This window comes from Allobosea sp. OK403 (assembly GCF_900113835.1).
In the GTDB taxonomy this organism is placed as follows: Bacteria; Pseudomonadota; Alphaproteobacteria; order Rhizobiales; family Beijerinckiaceae; genus Allobosea.
Window position 1 is genome coordinate 994,732 of sequence record NZ_FOQV01000001.1, and the last position, 16,255, is coordinate 1,010,986.

A 16,255-nucleotide genomic window follows, 5' to 3' on the forward strand; every position below is an offset into this window, starting at 1 on the left:
CCCGCGCAGGCTTGATCTTAGTCCTCGTCTCGGAAACCCGTGCCTCAGACGTGCAGAATCTCTTTTTCCTTCGCCGCCAGCGCCTGGTCGATCTCGGCTATGTGCTGGTCGGTGACCTTCTGGACCTGATCGGACTGCCGGACCACGTCATCCTTGGTGAGGTGACCGTCCTTTTCCAGCTTCTTGATCAGGTCGATGCCGTCACGGCGGACATGGCGCACCGCGATCTTGGCATCCTCGGCATATTTATGGGCGACCTTGACCATCTCCTTGCGGCGCTGCTCGTTCAGCTCCGGAATACGGATGCGTAGCACCTGGCCTTCCGTCTGCGGGTTCAGGCCGAGATCGGATTCGCGGATCGCCTTTTCAACGGCCGCGGTCATGCTGCGGTCCCAGACCTGAACGCTGAGCAAGCGTGCTTCCGGCACACTGACGGTCGCAAGCTGGCTGAGCGGCGTGCGGGCGCCATAGGCCTCGACCTGAATCGGGTCGAGCATGTTGGCGGAGGCGCGACCGCTGCGCAGCGAGGCGAGATCGCCCTTGAAGGACTGGAGCGAACTCTGCATGCGGCGCTTCACGTCCGCGAGATCGAATGTCGTCTGGGCCATTATCTTCAAGACCTTGAGAGCTTATACGAAACCGGGCGCGACCATGGCGGCGGGTCCGCGCAGGGTCAAGGATTTCATGCGCCGCCGCAGTTCCAGAACGGGACACCTGGACGCGTCGGGGTTGACCACCCGTTCATTCGGTTCCGCCATGGCGAGCCCCCCGAAACGAGTCCAGACACCGGAGTCGGCCATGCCACGCCTGAATCGCATTATCGAGACCGCACTTTATGTTGATGATCTCGAGCGCGCCGCGGCGTTCTACGAGAACGTTCTTGAAGTCAAAGCGATGCTACGCACCAAGACATTGTACGCTTACGATATAGGCGGGTCGAGCGTGTTGCTGCTGTTCCACCGTGGAGAATCACTTAGCAGCCAGACATCACCCAACGGAATCATCCCACCGCATGACGGATCGGGACCGCTGCATATCTGCTTCGCCGTCGATGCTGAAGAATTGCCTGCCTGGGAGACCAGGTTGAACCAGCATGGCGTCACCATCGAGGGTCGCATGACCTGGGAACGCGGCGGGGAGAGCCTCTATCTGCGCGATCCGGATGGGCACTTGCTCGAATTGATGAGTCCGGGCGTCTGGACCACTTACTGACCCCGCAAACCTGAACAGTGGCCCGGCTCGAGCCTGCCCGGCTTCAGGGCGTCACATATGTCGCCCTGCCCTCGCCGCGCAGCACGGCCGCAAGAGCGCCGGTCTCGGCGATCGAGAACACGACAATGGTGAGGCCGGCATCGCGCGCCAGGGCAAAGGCTGCGGTGTCCATCACCTTGAGGTCACGCTTGATCGCTTCGGCGTGGGTGAGCGTGTCGTAGCGCGTCGCCTTCGGGTCGATCTTGGGATCGGCAGTGTAGACACCGTCGACCTGCGTCGCCTTGAGCAGGTGGCTGCAATCGAGCTCGGCGGCGCGCAGCGCGGCGCCCGTATCGGTGGTGAAATAGGGATTGCCGGTGCCACCGCCCAGAATCACCACCTTGCCATTGCTGAGATGGTCGAGAGCACGTCGGCGCGCATAACTCTCACAGAGCGAGGGCATCGGCACGGCCGACATCGCGCGCGCCGGGGCGCCGGCGGTCTCGATCGCATGTTCTAGGGCAAGCGCGTTCATCACCGTGCCGAGCATGCCGATGGAATCGGCGCTCGGCCGATCGAGGCCCTTGTTCAGGCCCTGCAGGCCACGAAAGAAATTGCCGCCGCCGACCACGATGGCGATCTCTACGCCTTCGCGCGCGGCATGCGCAATGTCAGCCGCCAACGCCGTCAGCGTGTGGCCGTCGAGGCCAGATCCCGCTTGTCCCGCAAGGGCTTCGCCGGAGAGCTTCACAAGGACGCGTTTAGGTCTCACGGATTCGTCTCCCTGGCTACAGCATCAGACCGAATATCCTATTCGGTCTGATGCTGTAGGGCTTTAATCTTGCATCGGCTCGTCCCGAAAACCGGTGCCCACTTTTCGGGCCGATGCGCTAACGCGAACTCGATTCGTATCCGCAGCCATCTTCTTACAAAAAAGGCCGCGCTGGGCGCGGCCTTTTTCTCAATCGTCAACTGGCATTTCAGCCCGTCGTGCCGCCGGCTGCTGCGACTTCCGCCGCGAAATCCTGCTCTTCCTTCTCGATGCCTTCGCCAAGCGCAAAGCGCGCGAAGCCGGTGAGCTTCACCGGAGCGCCGACCTTGCCTTCGATCTCCTTGAGCACCTGGCCGACCGACTTCGAGCCATCATGGATATAGGCCTGCTCGAGCAGGCAATATTCCTTGGCGTAGCTCTTCAGGCCGCTCTCGGTGATCTTCTCGAGCACATTGGCGGGCTTGCCGGCGTTCTTCTCAGCCAGGATCGCCTTCTCGCGAGCCAGCACCTCGGGATCGACCGAAGCAAGATCGAGCGCGACCGGGTTGGTCGCCGCGACATGCATGGCGAGCTGACGGCCGAGCACTGCGAGCTCCTCGGCGTTGCCGGTCGATTCCAGCGCGACGATGACGCCGATCTTGCCGAGGCCGTCGGCGACCGCGCCATGGACATAAGAGCCGATCAGGCCGGCCGAGACCTTCAGCGACGCGACACGGCGCAGCGTCATGTTCTCGCCAATGGTGGCGATGGCATTGGCGACCGCCTCGGAAACCGTGCCACCGCCGGGATAGTGATGGGCGAGCACCGCATCGACGTCGCCGCCGCGCTCAAGCGCGACATTGGCAATGCCATGAGCGAGCGCCTGGAATTCGAGGTTGCGCGCGACGAAATCAGTCTCCGAGTTCAGCTCGATGACAACGCCGCTATGGCCGACGATCGCAACAGCGACGAGACCTTCGGCAGCGACGCGACCAGCCTTCTTGGCGGCCTTGGCCAGACCCTTGGTGCGCAGCCAGTCGATCGCGGCCTCGATGTTGCCGTCGACGGCGCTGAGCGCGGTCTTACAGTCCATCATGCCCGCACCGGTCTTGTCGCGGAGTTCCTTCACCATGCCGGCGGTGATCGCTGCCATTTGCCTTGTCCTTAATTGTCGTGCGGACTGCGCCCTCACCGGGGGCAGCGGCGCAATTCGTCTCGAAACATCACTTGAAGGAAGAACGCCGACGCTCCGTTTCCGGCCGCCGGCGCTCGTCTCGCATCATTGAAGAATGCGCTTTCGCGACGCGCCGATGACGCGTCGCGGAATTAAGATCACGCGTCGGCGAGATCGCGCGCCTGGGCGACCCAGCCGTCACGCTCGATGCGACCGGCGAGCTTCAGGTCGTGATCGACCTTGGTCACATCGGCAGGCGACATCGCAGCGAACTGCCAGAAATGGAACAGACCACCATCATTGAGCTTCTGGACGAGCTCGGGGCCCATGCCGGAAAGCTTCATAAGGTCGTCCGGCGCGCCGCGCGGCGCGGTCAGCAGCTCGAAGGTCGGGCCGGCGTCGTTGGCGGGCTCGGCGACGACGTCCTCGACGATCGGAGCCTCGGCAGCGCCGAGATCGATGCCATGGTCGCCCGAAGCGCGCGAGATGCCGTCGATGGCCGAGCGCGCAACCAGATCGCAATAGAGCGCGATGGCGCGGCCGGCGTCGTCATTGGCCGGAACCGGGAAGGTGATGCCGTCCGGATCGCTGTTCGAGTCGATGATGGCGGCGACCGGAATGCCGAGGCGCTGGGCCTCCTTGATCGCGAGCGCTTCCTTGTTGGTGTCGATCACGAAGATCATGTCGGGCGTGCCGCCCATGTCCTTGATGCCGCCGAGCGCGCGCTCGAGCTTGTCGCGCTCGCGCGCCAGCATCAGGCGCTCTTTCTTGGTCAGGCCGGTGCCGCCGCCATTGAGGAGCTCATCGACCTTGCGCAGGCGCTGGATCGAAGCCGAGATGGTCTTCCAGTTGGTCAGCATGCCGCCGAGCCAACGCGAATTGACATAGTACTGAGCCGAGCGCTTGGCAGCGTCAGCGATCGAATCCTGCGCCTGGCGCTTGGTGCCGACGAAGAGGACGCGGCCGCCGCGGGCGACGGTGTCCGAGACCGCCTGCAGGGCGCGCGACAGCATCGGCACCGACTGCGAGAGATCGAGGATGTGAATGTTGTTGCGCGTGCCGAAGATGTAGGGCGACATCTTCGGGTTCCAGCGATGCGACTGGTGGCCGAAATGCGCGCCGGCCTCGAGCAACTGGCGCATAGAGAAATCTGGCAGAGCCATGGTATCAAACGTCCTTCCGGTTGAGCCTCTGGGGTGCGAATGAACAAGGCATAAGCTGCCAAGTCACCGGAACGCTTCGAGTATGAAGCGATGCTCCCCATGTGGGATGGGCTGCGCCATACAGGGGATGACGCGGGAATGCAAGGTGTTCGCCGGCTGATGGGATCACAAACCGCGGGAATGCCCCGACCCGCGACGCAAACTCGTTGCGCAGGGCCGGGGTCGTCGCGTTCGACGCGAGGCGATCAAGCCTTATTTCGGCAGGGCCGCGCCCATCTGCGTGACCACGGCGCCGATCTGCTTGCAGTAGGTTTCAGCCGTGGCGTTCTGTGCCTTGGCGATCGTCTCGATATTCTGTTGGATGCCCATCGCCGCGATGGTGCCGGTGCGGCCCTGGGCTTCGGCCGAGTCGCCGCCGCTCTTGTCGGCGGGAACCGGCACCATGCCGAGCAACTTCTTCTGGATGTCGATGACGTCGGTGCCGACTAAGCCCTTGTCGTTGCAATAGCTCAGAATGCCGAGCTGGTTTCGCCCGGCCTGATAGGCAAGCTTGAGCTGGTCGACCTGGGTAGGAGTCTGGGCCAGCGCCGATGCGCTCGAGGTCAGAAAAGCACTCGCGGCAACGATATAAATAAAATTCTTAGGAGAGGTCATCTCGGCCATCCTTGGTTATAATTCTCAGCATGATCTTCATGCTTTACCTCCCCCACCCGCCGCTTGATTAGCCTCGCGCGTCTCGTGATGCAATAGAACGATGCTTAGCCAGCAATACTGAGAGCTCTGCGAGGAAACGGCACTACAGCGAAACTGCGCTTACCGCATGAGCCGACATCGCCGAGGCGATGATCTCGAAATCATGCGCCTCGGCACGCAGGAGCCCAAAACGAAGCTGATAACCCCAATTTCGCTGGCCTGCGGTCAGATGCAATTGCTCAAGCAGCGTCCTGATCGGCGCCTCCTGCGCCTCCAGCCAATCGACATCGCGCCGGAAAGGTTGGAAGCCATTGCCCATATCGGCCCGGTACGGCTCCTTGTCCCGCACCCTCCCAATCGCGGTGAACGCCTGCAGCCGGTCCAAGCCGCCGAACGTGGCGGTCGGCGAATAATAGATGACATGGTCACCCGGTTTGATGCGCTGCAATGGTGCGCCCTTGCCGTGGCAAACCTGCATGAATCCGCCCGACAGGCCGCGCCTGACATGCTCGGCGGCAGCCACCGCAATCCAGTGCCCGTTCATCGAAACCTCCTCACGCCTGTCCGGGCGAGAAGACCCGCAACCGGTGGCCATCGGGATCGAGCGCCACGAAAGTGCGGCCAAAATCGAGATCCGTCGGCGCCTGCAGGATGGCAAGCCCACGCGCTGCCCAATCGGCGTGGGCGGCATCCACAGCAGCGGCGTCAGTGACCGTCATGGCGATTTCCGCGCCGCCGCCGGCCGCCCCAGCCGCAGGTTCGACAGTGTGGCGCGACCACAGTCCCAGCATGATGCCGGACGGCAAGGCGAACATCGCGAAGGTCGCAGACGAATCGAGCGGCTCGCGGCCGAGCAGGTCGGCGTAGAAGCGGGCGCTCGCAAGCGGGCTGTCGACATAGAGAATGATGAAATTGGCATCCAGCATCGGAGGCTCCTGTTCTTGGAAGGCCTCGTCACATTAGATGTCGATGCTGCCAGTTTCCGGCAGTGTCGGTTATTCCGGCGACGGGATGCCCTCGCTCTCGCGCCATTCCTTGAGGAGCGCCAGCCTGCGGCGTGGATAGCGCATCTCCAGCGCGGTCAATTCGGTAATGCGGTCGGCGCGGAAATGCCGGAACCCCTGTCGCAATTCGCACCAGGCGACGACGATCCGGACATGATCGAAGAAGCTCAGCGCGAAAGGCCAGATCACGCGCTCCGAGCGCGCCTCCTTGCCATTGCGATAGAGGATGGCAAGCTTGCGCTCGGAGCGAATGGCCTTGCGGATGAGGCCGAGATCGATGCGGCCTTCGCTGATCGCCGCGCCGGGCCCGACGAGCAGCGCCGAAGCCTCGGCGCGCTCACGCAGGTCAGCCGGCAGAACCGCCGCGATCTTGGCCATGGCGTCGCGCGCCGCCGCGCCCAGGCGCTCATCGGCCCGGTCCGCAACCCAGCGCGAACCCAACACCAACGCCTCGATCTCGTCGTCCGTGAACATCAGCGGCGGCAGCATGAAGCCCGGATGCAGCACATAGCCGAGGCCGGGCTCACCCTCGATCGGCGCGCCCTGCCCCTGCAAGGTCGCGATATCGCGATAGAGCGTGCGGATGCTGATGCCGGTTTCCTCGGCGAGCCTACGGCCGCTGACCGGCCGGCGGTGCCGGCGCAGCACCTGAACCAGATCGAGCAGGCGCTGCGAGCGCGACATCTGAAGCTTTCAGCCCGGCAAATCCGCCGCCTTGATCCGCTTGATCCCCAACGCCGCCATATCCGCCCAGGCTTTGGCCAGCGAGCCGTTGAGATCGATCGCGCGGCAGGCCTCTTCGACGACCCGCGTCTCCAGCCCTGCTTTGGCTGCGTCCTGAGCCGTCCAGTTTACGCAGAAATCCGTGGCGAGGCCGACGACGACAGCGCGCGTGACGCCGCGCTCCTTGAGGTAGCCGCCCAGGCCCGTCGGCGTTTTGCGGTCGGCCTCGACGAAGCCCGAATAGCTGTCGATCTCCGGTCGGTAGCCTTTCCGGACGATGGTCTGGGCCCGGGGCAGATCGAGATCGGCCCGGAATTCGGCGCCCTTGCTGCCCTGAATGCAATGGTCCGGCCACAGCACCTGCGGGCCATAGGGCATCTGGATCAGTTCGAACGGCTTCTTGCCGGGATGGCTCGAGGCGAAGGAGGAATGGCCGGCGGGGTGCCAGTCCTGCGTCAGGATGATGGTCTCGAAACGCTTGCCCAACGCATTGATCACCGCAACGACCTCATCGCCCTTGGTCACGGCGAGATTGCCGCCGGGGCAGAAGTCGTTTTGCACATCGACCACGATGAGCGCGGTGCGGGCGTCGATCATCGGCTTCTCCTGTGCTTGCAGCGGCCCGGCCGCAATGGCGACGCCCAGCACCGTCGCGCCGGCGATCAGGCTGCGACGATCGACGGCGATAGAATTCAGCATGGAAACGTTCCCCATCCTTGTCCAATCCCACAGTCAGGCCAGCGCGCCTGCAGCGGCGCGGCGCCCCCTCGCTCATCCCTTGGCCGTGCGCCTCATGCGTGTCACGCCCTTACGCACAGCAAACTTGCGCCCATAAACGTCGCCCGCCAGATCGGGCCGGTAGCAGCGCTGTTCGAGCAGGGGATCCCAGGAGTGCTCATGGGTGTCGATCAGGTCGAAATCCGCTCTCAGGCGGGCTTCCAGCCGGATGCGGTTCTTGCGATTCTGGTATTCAAGCAACACCAGCGAAGCCTTTGACAAGTCGATATGATCCAGCACATCGCCCTCGCCGCCCTCGATATCGATTTTCACGATGTCCGGTGATGGCAGGCTGGCAGGATCCACGACGGCGACCTCGTAGCGCTCGACCATGGCGCCCGCCACGAAGGTGTCGCCGGCATAAGATGCCAACCCGGATTCGCCGTCCCCGGCAAAGCGGCTCAGGAAGCTCGCCGTCTTCTGTCCGCCCGGAAACAGAGCCGCGTTGACGATGACGATATCGCGGCGCTGATGCGTATTGCGTTTCAGGAACTCGAAGGTGCCGGGATGCGGTTCGTAGGAGGTCACCACGCTGCCCGGCCAACGCGCCGTCGCCCAGAGCGCAAAAGAACCGACGTTCGCGCCGATATCGAGGATATCGAGGCCGACACCATCATAGCCCGCCTCGTACTCGCCCTCCAGCACGTCCTTGATGGCCCAGTGCATCGCCTCGGGCACCGCAAGGCTCATCGGAATGCGCGCGATATAATGCTTCACGACAGGCCCCCAAGGACTCCGGGTGCGCTCCCGTCCTCTGGTGAGAAACGCCGTCGCACACGGATGAAAACGCTTTCCCGCCGCATTTGAAAGCATTGCTCTCGTGTCAGCACAAGGCCGGTATGACGCCGGCCGGTCGAGCAGGCGAAAACCCGCGCGACCTCAAGCGGTTTTCGCGCCTCTTCAGCGCAATTCGACGCTGACCACGCCAGGCGCGGCGCGCACCGCATTGGCGATCTGCTGGTTGACCGGATAGCGCCCCGGCAACTCGATCTCGACCTCTTGTGCGCCATCGTTCAGGATCATGATCAGCGCGATCTTGCCCTCGGCCCTGATGCCGTCGCTGCGCGGCCGGACACGCTCGGCGATCGAGGCCAGCGCCTTGTCGTCACGCAGATAGACCAGCAGATCCTGCTTCTGACGCGCGGCAAGATCGTCCAACACCTCGACATCCTCGATGCGCGGCCGAACCTCCTCGCCGTCGAGCACGGCAGACAGGCGCAGGACCAGCGCCCTGCCCGGCTCCAACAGATCCCGGTAGCGCTGCAGCCCTTCCGAGAACAGGATCGCTTCGAACTGGCCGCTCGGATCGGAGAGATTGACGATGCCCATCTTCGAGCCGGATTTCGTCCGCCGCTCCGATTTGTCGATGACGGAAACGGCGACCTTGGCGACCGAAGTGCCGTTGGTGCGCACGGTCTGGGCGAAATCGGCATAGCGCTGCACGCGCAGGCGCTTGAGCACGTGCTCGTAATCGTCGAGCGGGTGGCCGGAGAGGAAGAAGCCGACCGCGTCATGCTCGCGCCTGAGCCGTTCGGCCGGCGACCAGGGCTCGACGGGCGGGATGCGGAAAGCCTCCTGGACCATGCCGCCGCCGAAGAAATCGGATTGCCCCGCCGCCGCCTCGTCACGCGTGCGGTTGGAGAGCGCCAGCATGCCGTCGATCGCCGCCATGGCCCGGGCGCGCTCCGGCTCCAGCGCATCCAGCGCGCCTGCCGCAATCAGCGCCTCGATGGTGCGGCGATTGACCAGTTTGGTGTCGATCCGCCGGGCAAAGTCGGCGAGATCCTTGAAATCGCCGCCGGCGCGGCGCGCGACGACGACGGATTCGACCGCAAGCCGCCCGACACCCTTGATCGCGCCGAGCGCATAATGGATCGCGCCATCGGCGACGTCGAACTCGACGCCGGAGCGGTTGATCGCGGGCGGCAGAACCTTGATCCCAAGGCGCTCGGCGTCGCGGCGGAATTCGTTGAGCTTGTCGGTGTTGCCCATATCGAGCGTCATCGAGGCTGCGAGGAATTCGACCGGATAATTCGCCTTGAGATAGGCGGTCTGGAAGGCCACCACGGCATAAGCGGCCGCATGGCTCTTGTTGAAGCCGTAATCGGCGAATTTCGCCAGAAGGTCGAAGATCTCGGAAGCGATATCCTTGGTCATGCCGCCTTCGACGGCGCCGCGCACGAAACGGTCGCGCTGGGCGTCCATCTCGGCCTTGATCTTCTTGCCCATGGCGCGGCGCAGCAGGTCTGCCTCGCCGAGCGAATAGCCCGAGAGCGCCTGGGCCACCTGCATGACCTGCTCCTGGTAGACGATGATGCCGTGCGTTTCGGCGAGGATCGGCTCCATCTTGGGGTGCAGATAGGTCGGGCTTTCCTGACCGAGCTTGCGGCGGCAATAGCTCGGGATGTTATCCATCGGGCCCGGCCGGTAGAGCGCGACCAGCGCGATCAGATCCTCGATCCGGTCGGCTTTCATGTCGACGAGCGCACGACGCATGCCGGCGCTTTCCACCTGGAACACGCCGACCACCTCGCCGCGCGCCAGCATCTCGTAGCTCTTGGGATCGTCGAAAGGCAGGCTCGCGAGGTCGACCGCGATGCCACGCTGGGCGATGAGCTTCACCGCCGTCTCCAGGGTGGTCAGCGTCTTGAGGCCGAGGAAGTCGAACTTCACCAGCCCGGCCTGCTCGACCCATTTCATGTTGAACTGGGTGACGCGCATGCCGGTGCGCGGATCGACCGAGAGCGCGACGAGCTGTTCGAGCGGGCGGTCGCCGATGACGACGCCTGCCGCATGGGTCGAGGCGTGGCGGTGCAGGCCTTCGAGCTTCTGGCCGATCTCGAGCAGGCGCGCGACGATCGGCTCCTCCGCAGCCGCTTCCTGCAGCTTGGGCTCGCCTGCAATCGCATCGACCAGCGAAATCGGCTTCGCCGGATTCTGCGGCACGAGCTTGGTCAGCTTGTCGACCTGGCCGTAGGGCATTTCCAGAACACGGCCGACGTCGCGCAGCACGCCGCGCGCCAGCAGCGTACCGAAGGTGATGATCTGGGCGACGCGCTCCTCGCCATAATGGCGTTTGACGTAGTCGATCACCTCTTCTCGCCGATTCTGGCAGAAGTCGATGTCGAAATCCGGCATCGAAACGCGGTCGGGGTTGAGGAAGCGCTCGAACAGCAGGCCGAAGCGCAACGGATCGACGTCGGTGATGGTCAGCGCATAGGCGACGAGCGAACCAGCGCCCGAACCACGACCGGGCCCGACCGGAATGCCATGGTCTTTGGCCCATTTGATAAAGTCGGCAACGATCAGAAAGTAGCCCGGGAACTTCATCCGGGTGATGATGGAGAGCTCGAAATCGAGCCGCTTCTCATAGTGCTCGACCGTATAGCCAGAAGCCGGGCCGTGCTTGGCAAGCCGCGCGGCAAGGCCTGCGCGCGCCTGTACTTCCAGCTCCTCCGCCTCGTCACTCCCTTCCGCACCGAAGCGCGGCAGGATCGGCTTGCGCAGGCCGACGCGCCAGGAGCAGCGCATCGCGATCTCGACGGTCGCGCTCAAGGCCTCCGGCAGATCGGCAAAGCGCCGCTTCATCTCGGCGCGGCTGGCAAACTGATGCAGCGGCGTGACGCGGCGGCGCTCGCCATCGGAAACCAGACGCCCTGCGGCGACCGCCAGCAGCGCGTCATGGGCATCGAAGTCGCCAGGCTTTGCGAAGAAGGGCTCGTTGGTGGCGACGATCGGTAGGTCGGCATCATAGGCAAGCCGCAGCAGATGCGCCTCGACCACGGCCTGCCCCTCGCGCTCATGGCGCTGGATCTCGACATAGAGCCGGTCGCCGAAAATGGCGGCGAGTTGGTCGAGCCGGTTTTTTGCCTGCGGCGCCTGCCCAGCCCGCAGCGCCATGTCGAGCGGACCGCCATACCCGCCCGTCAAGGCGATCAGCCCTTCATGATGCGCCGCCAGGCGCTCCAGCGACGAGATCGGCTGCCCCGAGCCGCCGGCCGCCAGGCAGGCCTCGGAGACGAGCTTCATCAGGTTGCCATAACCAGCTTCCGTCATGGCGAGCAGGACGATGTGCGGTGTGTCCTGCTGTACGGGCTTGCGGCCGCCCTCGGCTTCGTCGGCGAAATCAACCGAGAGCTGCACGCCCACGATCGGTTGCAAGCCGGAGCCCGCCAGCTTCTCCGAAAATTCGAGCGCGCCGAACAGGTTGTTGGTGTCGGTCAGCGCCAGCGCCGGCTGCCCGTCCCCGGCAGCCATCTTGGCGATGGTCGAGATGGTCATCGCACCTTCGAGCAGCGAATAGCTTGAATGGACATGAAGATGGACGAAGCCGACCTCCGACAGAATGCGTGCCTCGTCGGATTCTCGACTCATTCCACCCTCGCCTGCCGCCTGCTCAGGGCGCGACTCGCGGTGTCGCGCCAGCGTCATATGAAGCGGTTGCGTGGCAGGCGTCGAGGCGGTGGCATGCCGCGCTGTGGATAGCCATGCCGCGCTGTGGATAGGTCAGACGCGCGGCCCCGCCATCAACGCCGCCCAGATCCAGATCATGCCGAGGAACAGGCCAAGCGACAGGATTTCAGCCAGCCCGACGACCAGTTTGCGCGCAGCGATCATGTCCATCTCCAATGTTCTCTATACGTCCAATTTAATTCATGTTTTGTTCTCGTCAATGCCTATAGGTCAGCTCCGCTCTGCACATATGAATGGCAGTTAACAGAATATTAAATGACGCTGACTTGCCGTCAGAGCGGCACCACCAGCCCGTCGCGGATCGTCACCTGGCGATCCATGCGGCGAGCAAGGTCGAGATTATGGGTCGCGATCAGCGCCGCCAGCCCCGAGGCACGTGCCAGGGCCACGAGCGTCGAGAAGACATGCAGCGAGGTGTGCGGATCGAGATTGCCGGTGGGCTCGTCGGCCAGCAGCAGGCGCGGCGTATTGGCCATGGCGCGGCCGATCGCGACGCGCTGCTGCTCGCCGCCGGAGAGTTCGCCCGGCAGATGGTCGAGGCGCGCGCCCAAGCCGAGGAAGGTCAGGAGTTCGGCGGCCCGCTCCTCCGCCAGTTGCTTTGGCAGGCCACGGATGCGCTGCGGCAGGACGACGTTCTCCAGCGCGCTGAATTCCGGCAGCAGATGGTGGAACTGGTAGACGAAGCCGATCTCGGTGCGCCGCAGCCGGGTGCGGCCCTTGTCGTCGAGCTTGGCGGTCGCCATGCCGCCGACGAAAACCTCGCCGGCATCCGGCTTTTCGAGCAGGCCGGCGACATGGAGCAAGGTCGACTTGCCCGTGCCGCTTGGCGCGACGAGCGCGACGAGCTCACCCGGCCACAGCGCGAAATCCGCCTTGCGCAGGATTTCGAGCGGAGCATCGGTCTGGGGGTAGAAGCGCTCGACCTGGGAGAGGAAGAGTGCAGGTGTTTCGCGTTGCATGATGCGGCCAGTTCCTGCCTTCAACCCATCCTGAGCGCTTGGACGGGGTCGAGACGCGCCGCCTTCCAGGCCGGATAGAGCGTCGCCAGCAGCGACAGGACAAGCGCCATCACCACCACGCTCGTGACCTCGCTCCAATCAATGACGGAGGGAATGTCGCTGAGGAAACGCACGGTCGGATCCCAGAGATTGGCGCCGGTGAGCCAGTTCAGCGCCGCGGTGATCGACTTGATGTTCCTGGCGAAAACGATCCCGAGCCCGAGGCCCGCCAGCGTCCCGAAGACACCGATCGCCGCGCCCGTAATCAGGAAGACGCGCAGGACCGTGCCGCGCGTCGCCCCCATCGTCCGCATGATCGCGATGTCCGATGTCTTGTCCTTCACCAGCATGATCAGGCCCGACACGATGTTGAGCGCCGCGACGAGCACGATCAGGGCCAGGATGATGAACATGACGTTGCGCTCGACTTCGAGCGCGCTGAAGAAGGTCCGGTTGCGCTGGCGCCAGTCGGACAGCACGAGCGGTCGCGGCGCATCGGCCTCGATAGCGTCGCGCACGGCCTGGGTCTTGTCGGGATTGTCGACGAAGATCTCGATGACGTTCACGTCGCCGTCGCGGTTGAAATAGGCCTGCGCCTCCGTCAGCGGCATGAAGACGAAGGAGCTGTCGAACTCGGTCATCCCGATTTCGAACACGGCCTGCACCGGATAGGCCTTGATGCGCGGCGCCGTGCCAAAGGGCGTGGAGGCCCCGCGCGGCGTCACGATGGTGATCGAATCACCCGGTTGCAGCGACAGGGAATCCGCCAGGCGCTTGCCGATGGCGACGCCGCCTGCCGTGTCGAAGCCATCGAGCGTGCCGCGCTTGATGTTGCCGCCGACGAAGGGGATCGATTTGAGGTCGGCCTCGCTGATGCCGCGCACCAGCACGCCGCCATTGGCGTATTGCGACGACGCCAGCGCCTGCCCCTCGACCAGCGGGATGGCGAGCTTGATGCCCGGCACCTTCCGAAGCCGCTCCGCCACCGCCATATAATCGTCGAGCGGGCGGTCGATCGGGGTCGCGAAGATGTGGCCGTTCACGCCGACGATCTTCTCAAGCAGCTCCTTGCGGAAGCCGTTCATCACCGACATCACGATGATCAGCGTAGCGACGCCGAGCAGGATGCCGAGGAAGGAGAAGCCGGCAATGACCGAAACGAAGCCCTCGCGCCGACGCGTGCGCAGATAGCGCCCGGCCAGCAGCCATTCGAAGCCAGCGAAGGGGCGGGTTCCGGTGGGCTGAATCTGCGCGCCCGCATCGGCCGTCTCAGCCGACATCGCCTGCGTCGCCATATTCATCGACCCCTGCCCTGCCGGTTGCGCTGGTTCACGCGGCCTTGCCCTTGAAGCGGTCGAGCGCAGCCTCGAGCGAGACGAGCTCGCGCTCGCCGCCGGCGCGGCGCTTGATCTCGACCTTGCCCTCAGTCAGCCCCTTGGGGCCCACGATGATCTGCCAGGGCACGCCGATCAGGTCAGCAGTGGCGAATTTGCCACCCGGACGCGTGTCGGTGTCGTCGTAGAGCGCGTCATAGCCCTTGGCGAGCAGCGTCTTGTAGAGCTGCTCGCAGGCGCCGTCGGTCGCAGCGTCGCCGACCTTGAGGTTCAGCACCGCGACATCGAAAGGCGCGATTTCATCGGGCCAGATGATGCCGCCCTCGTCATGGCTGGCTTCGATCAGGGCGGCGACCAGCCTGCTCGGGCCGATGCCATAAGAGCCCATATGGACCGGCGAGAGCGTGCCATCCGGCCCGGTCACCGTGGCACCCATCGGCTCGGAATACTTCGTGCCGAAATAGAAGATGTGACCGACTTCGATGCCACGCGCCGAAAGCTGCTTGTCGGCGGGGATCGCGTCAAAATCCGCAGCCTCATGCATCTCCTCGGTCGCGGCATAGAGGCTCGTCCATTTGTCGACGAGGCTCTGGAGACCGTCCACGCTGTCGAAATCGGTGTCGATCGCGGGCGTCTCGAAGTCGAGATAGTCCTTGTGGCAGAAGACCTGGCTCTCGCCGGTCGAGGCCAGCACGATGAATTCGTGGCTGAGATCGCCGCCGATCGGGCCGGTATCGGCGCGCATCGGGATCGCCTTCAGTCCGAGCCGCGCAAAGGTGCGCAGATAGGCCGTGAACATGCGGTTATAGGCGTGGCGTGCACTGGCCTGGTCGATGTCGAAGGAATAGGCGTCCTTCATCAGGAACTCGCGCCCGCGCATCACGCCGAAACGAGGGCGGACCTCGTCGCGGAACTTCCACTGGATGTGGTAGAGATTGAGCGGCAAGTCCTTGTAGGACTTCACGTAGGACCGGAAGATGTCGGTGACCATCTCCTCGTTGGTCGGGCCGTAGAGCATCTCGCGATCGTGCCGGTCCTTGATGCGCAGCATCTCCTTGCCATAGGCGTCGTAGCGGCCGCTCTCGCGCCAGAGATCGGCCGACTGGATCGTCGGCATCAGGATCTCGATGGCGCCCGAGCGGTTCTGCTCCTCGCGGACGATGCGGCTGATCTTGTCGAGGACCCGCAGGCCCAGCGGCAGCCAGGAATAGATGCCGGCGGACTGCTGGCGGATCATCCCCGCGCGCAGCATCAGGCGGTGCGAGACGATCTCGGCTTCTTTGGGCGTATCACGCAGCAGGGGCAGAAAGTAGCGGGAGAGGCGCATGGAGGAACTCGTGGAACGGTGGACCCGCACCGAAACGATGCGAGTCAGTGGTGCCAGAGACACCATCGCCGTTCACAAAATGCAAATGCAAATCCAATTCGCACCACCGAAAATGGCGCGGAACCGGGGTTAGCGCGTCGGGAATTTGACCTTGAGCCTGGTGCTGACCAGCGGCGGAACGAAGGCCGAGACATCTCCGCCCATCGACGCGATCTGGCGGACCAGCGTCGAGGTGATGTAGCGCGTATTGGCGGAAGCCGGGAGGAACACGGTCTGCAAATCGGGCACCATGGTCTGGTTCATGCCGGCGAGCTGCATCTCGTAGTCGAAGTCGGTGGCGTCGCGCAGGCCGCGGATCATGATGGTCGCGCCGGCGGCCTGGGCGGCCTGGACGGCGAGATAGTCGAAGGTCACGACCTCGATGGCAACGCCCTCCGCCGCAGCGATCGGCCCTGCGACCTCGCGCAGCAATGCAGCGCGTTCATCGGCCGAAAAGATCGGGGCCTTGCCGGGATGCACGCCGATGGCCAGGACGAGCCGGTCGCAGAGCCGGCAGGCGCCAGCGATGACGTCGGCATGGCCGTTGGTGATCGGGTCGAAGGATCCGGGATAAAAGGCTGTGCGGCTCATGAGGAAGGGTTAGCCCC

Annotated in this window: 16 protein-coding genes; 1 reads left to right on the plus strand and 15 read right to left on the minus strand. The window is 64.3% G+C overall.

Annotated features, from left to right (window positions below; all coding sequences use genetic code 11):
* Window positions 1–44: 44 nt before the first annotated feature.
* The gene (frr, locus tag BMZ97_RS04260) at window positions 45–608 is read right to left on the minus strand and encodes a ribosome recycling factor (protein WP_092165774.1); all 564 of its coding nucleotides are present in this window, start codon (window positions 606–608) and stop codon (window positions 45–47) included.
* On the opposite strand from frr, the gene BMZ97_RS31815 reads away from it, so the two are divergent.
* Window positions 565–1,212: a VOC family protein gene (locus BMZ97_RS31815; RefSeq protein ID WP_348272093.1), complete on the plus strand. Its 648-nt coding sequence runs from the start codon at window positions 565–567 to the stop codon at window positions 1,210–1,212. The two genes, frr and BMZ97_RS31815, sit on opposite strands and share 44 nt — an antisense overlap.
* 43 nt (window positions 1,213–1,255) lie before the next feature.
* On the opposite strand, the gene pyrH is transcribed toward BMZ97_RS31815, so the two are convergent.
* From pyrH to coaD, 14 genes are all read right to left on the minus strand, one after another.
* Window positions 1,256–1,963, minus strand: a complete 708-nt coding sequence (gene pyrH, locus BMZ97_RS04270; protein ID WP_069691669.1) for a UMP kinase — start codon at window positions 1,961–1,963, stop codon at window positions 1,256–1,258.
* Window positions 1,964–2,171: 208 nt separating this feature from the next.
* On the minus strand, window positions 2,172–3,095 hold the full coding sequence (gene tsf, locus BMZ97_RS04275; RefSeq protein ID WP_092165775.1) for a translation elongation factor Ts: 924 nt from the start codon (window positions 3,093–3,095) through the stop codon (window positions 2,172–2,174).
* Between the two features lie 179 nt (window positions 3,096–3,274).
* Window positions 3,275–4,279, minus strand: a complete 1,005-nt coding sequence (locus tag BMZ97_RS04280) for a 30S ribosomal protein S2 (RefSeq protein WP_092165776.1) — start codon at window positions 4,277–4,279, stop codon at window positions 3,275–3,277.
* 252 nt (window positions 4,280–4,531) lie between these two features.
* On the minus strand, window positions 4,532–4,942 hold the full coding sequence (locus BMZ97_RS04285) for a pore-forming ESAT-6 family protein (protein WP_092165777.1): 411 nt from the start codon (window positions 4,940–4,942) through the stop codon (window positions 4,532–4,534).
* Window positions 4,943–5,075: 133 nt separating this feature from the next.
* Window positions 5,076–5,516, minus strand: a complete 441-nt coding sequence (locus BMZ97_RS04290; RefSeq protein WP_092165778.1) for an EVE domain-containing protein — start codon at window positions 5,514–5,516, stop codon at window positions 5,076–5,078.
* Window positions 5,517–5,526: 10 nt separating this feature from the next.
* On the minus strand, window positions 5,527–5,898 hold the full coding sequence (locus tag BMZ97_RS04295) for a VOC family protein (protein ID WP_092165779.1): 372 nt from the start codon (window positions 5,896–5,898) through the stop codon (window positions 5,527–5,529).
* Window positions 5,899–5,967: 69 nt separating this feature from the next.
* On the minus strand, window positions 5,968–6,660 hold the full coding sequence (locus tag BMZ97_RS04300) for a helix-turn-helix transcriptional regulator (RefSeq protein ID WP_092165780.1): 693 nt from the start codon (window positions 6,658–6,660) through the stop codon (window positions 5,968–5,970).
* Between the two features lie 9 nt (window positions 6,661–6,669).
* Window positions 6,670–7,398: a bifunctional nicotinamidase/pyrazinamidase gene (gene pncA, locus BMZ97_RS04305; protein ID WP_092165781.1), complete on the minus strand. Its 729-nt coding sequence runs from the start codon at window positions 7,396–7,398 to the stop codon at window positions 6,670–6,672.
* 72 nt (window positions 7,399–7,470) lie between these two features.
* Complete coding sequence (locus BMZ97_RS04310; RefSeq protein ID WP_092165782.1) at window positions 7,471–8,289, minus strand: FkbM family methyltransferase; 819 nt, start codon at window positions 8,287–8,289, stop codon at window positions 7,471–7,473.
* Window positions 8,290–8,376: 87 nt separating this feature from the next.
* Entirely contained in the window at window positions 8,377–11,850 is a 3,474-nt protein-coding gene (gene dnaE / locus BMZ97_RS04315) for a DNA polymerase III subunit alpha (RefSeq protein ID WP_092165783.1), read from the minus strand.
* Between the two features lie 371 nt (window positions 11,851–12,221).
* Window positions 12,222–12,908 carry an ABC transporter ATP-binding protein gene (locus tag BMZ97_RS04320; RefSeq protein WP_069691677.1) on the minus strand — a complete coding sequence of 229 codons (687 nt, stop codon included), beginning with the start codon at window positions 12,906–12,908 and terminating at the stop codon, window positions 12,222–12,224.
* 20 nt (window positions 12,909–12,928) lie between these two features.
* A complete protein-coding gene (locus BMZ97_RS04325; RefSeq protein ID WP_092166612.1) occupies window positions 12,929–14,227 on the minus strand; it encodes a lipoprotein-releasing ABC transporter permease subunit in 1,299 nt (432 codons plus the stop codon).
* 49 nt (window positions 14,228–14,276) lie between these two features.
* Window positions 14,277–15,608: a proline--tRNA ligase gene (proS, locus tag BMZ97_RS04330; protein WP_092165785.1), complete on the minus strand. Its 1,332-nt coding sequence runs from the start codon at window positions 15,606–15,608 to the stop codon at window positions 14,277–14,279.
* A 129-nt stretch (window positions 15,609–15,737) separates the two neighbouring features.
* Window positions 15,738–16,238, minus strand: coding sequence for a pantetheine-phosphate adenylyltransferase (coaD, locus tag BMZ97_RS04335; RefSeq protein WP_092165787.1), 501 nt, complete (start codon window positions 16,236–16,238; stop codon window positions 15,738–15,740).
* Window positions 16,239–16,255: the final 17 nt, after the last annotated feature.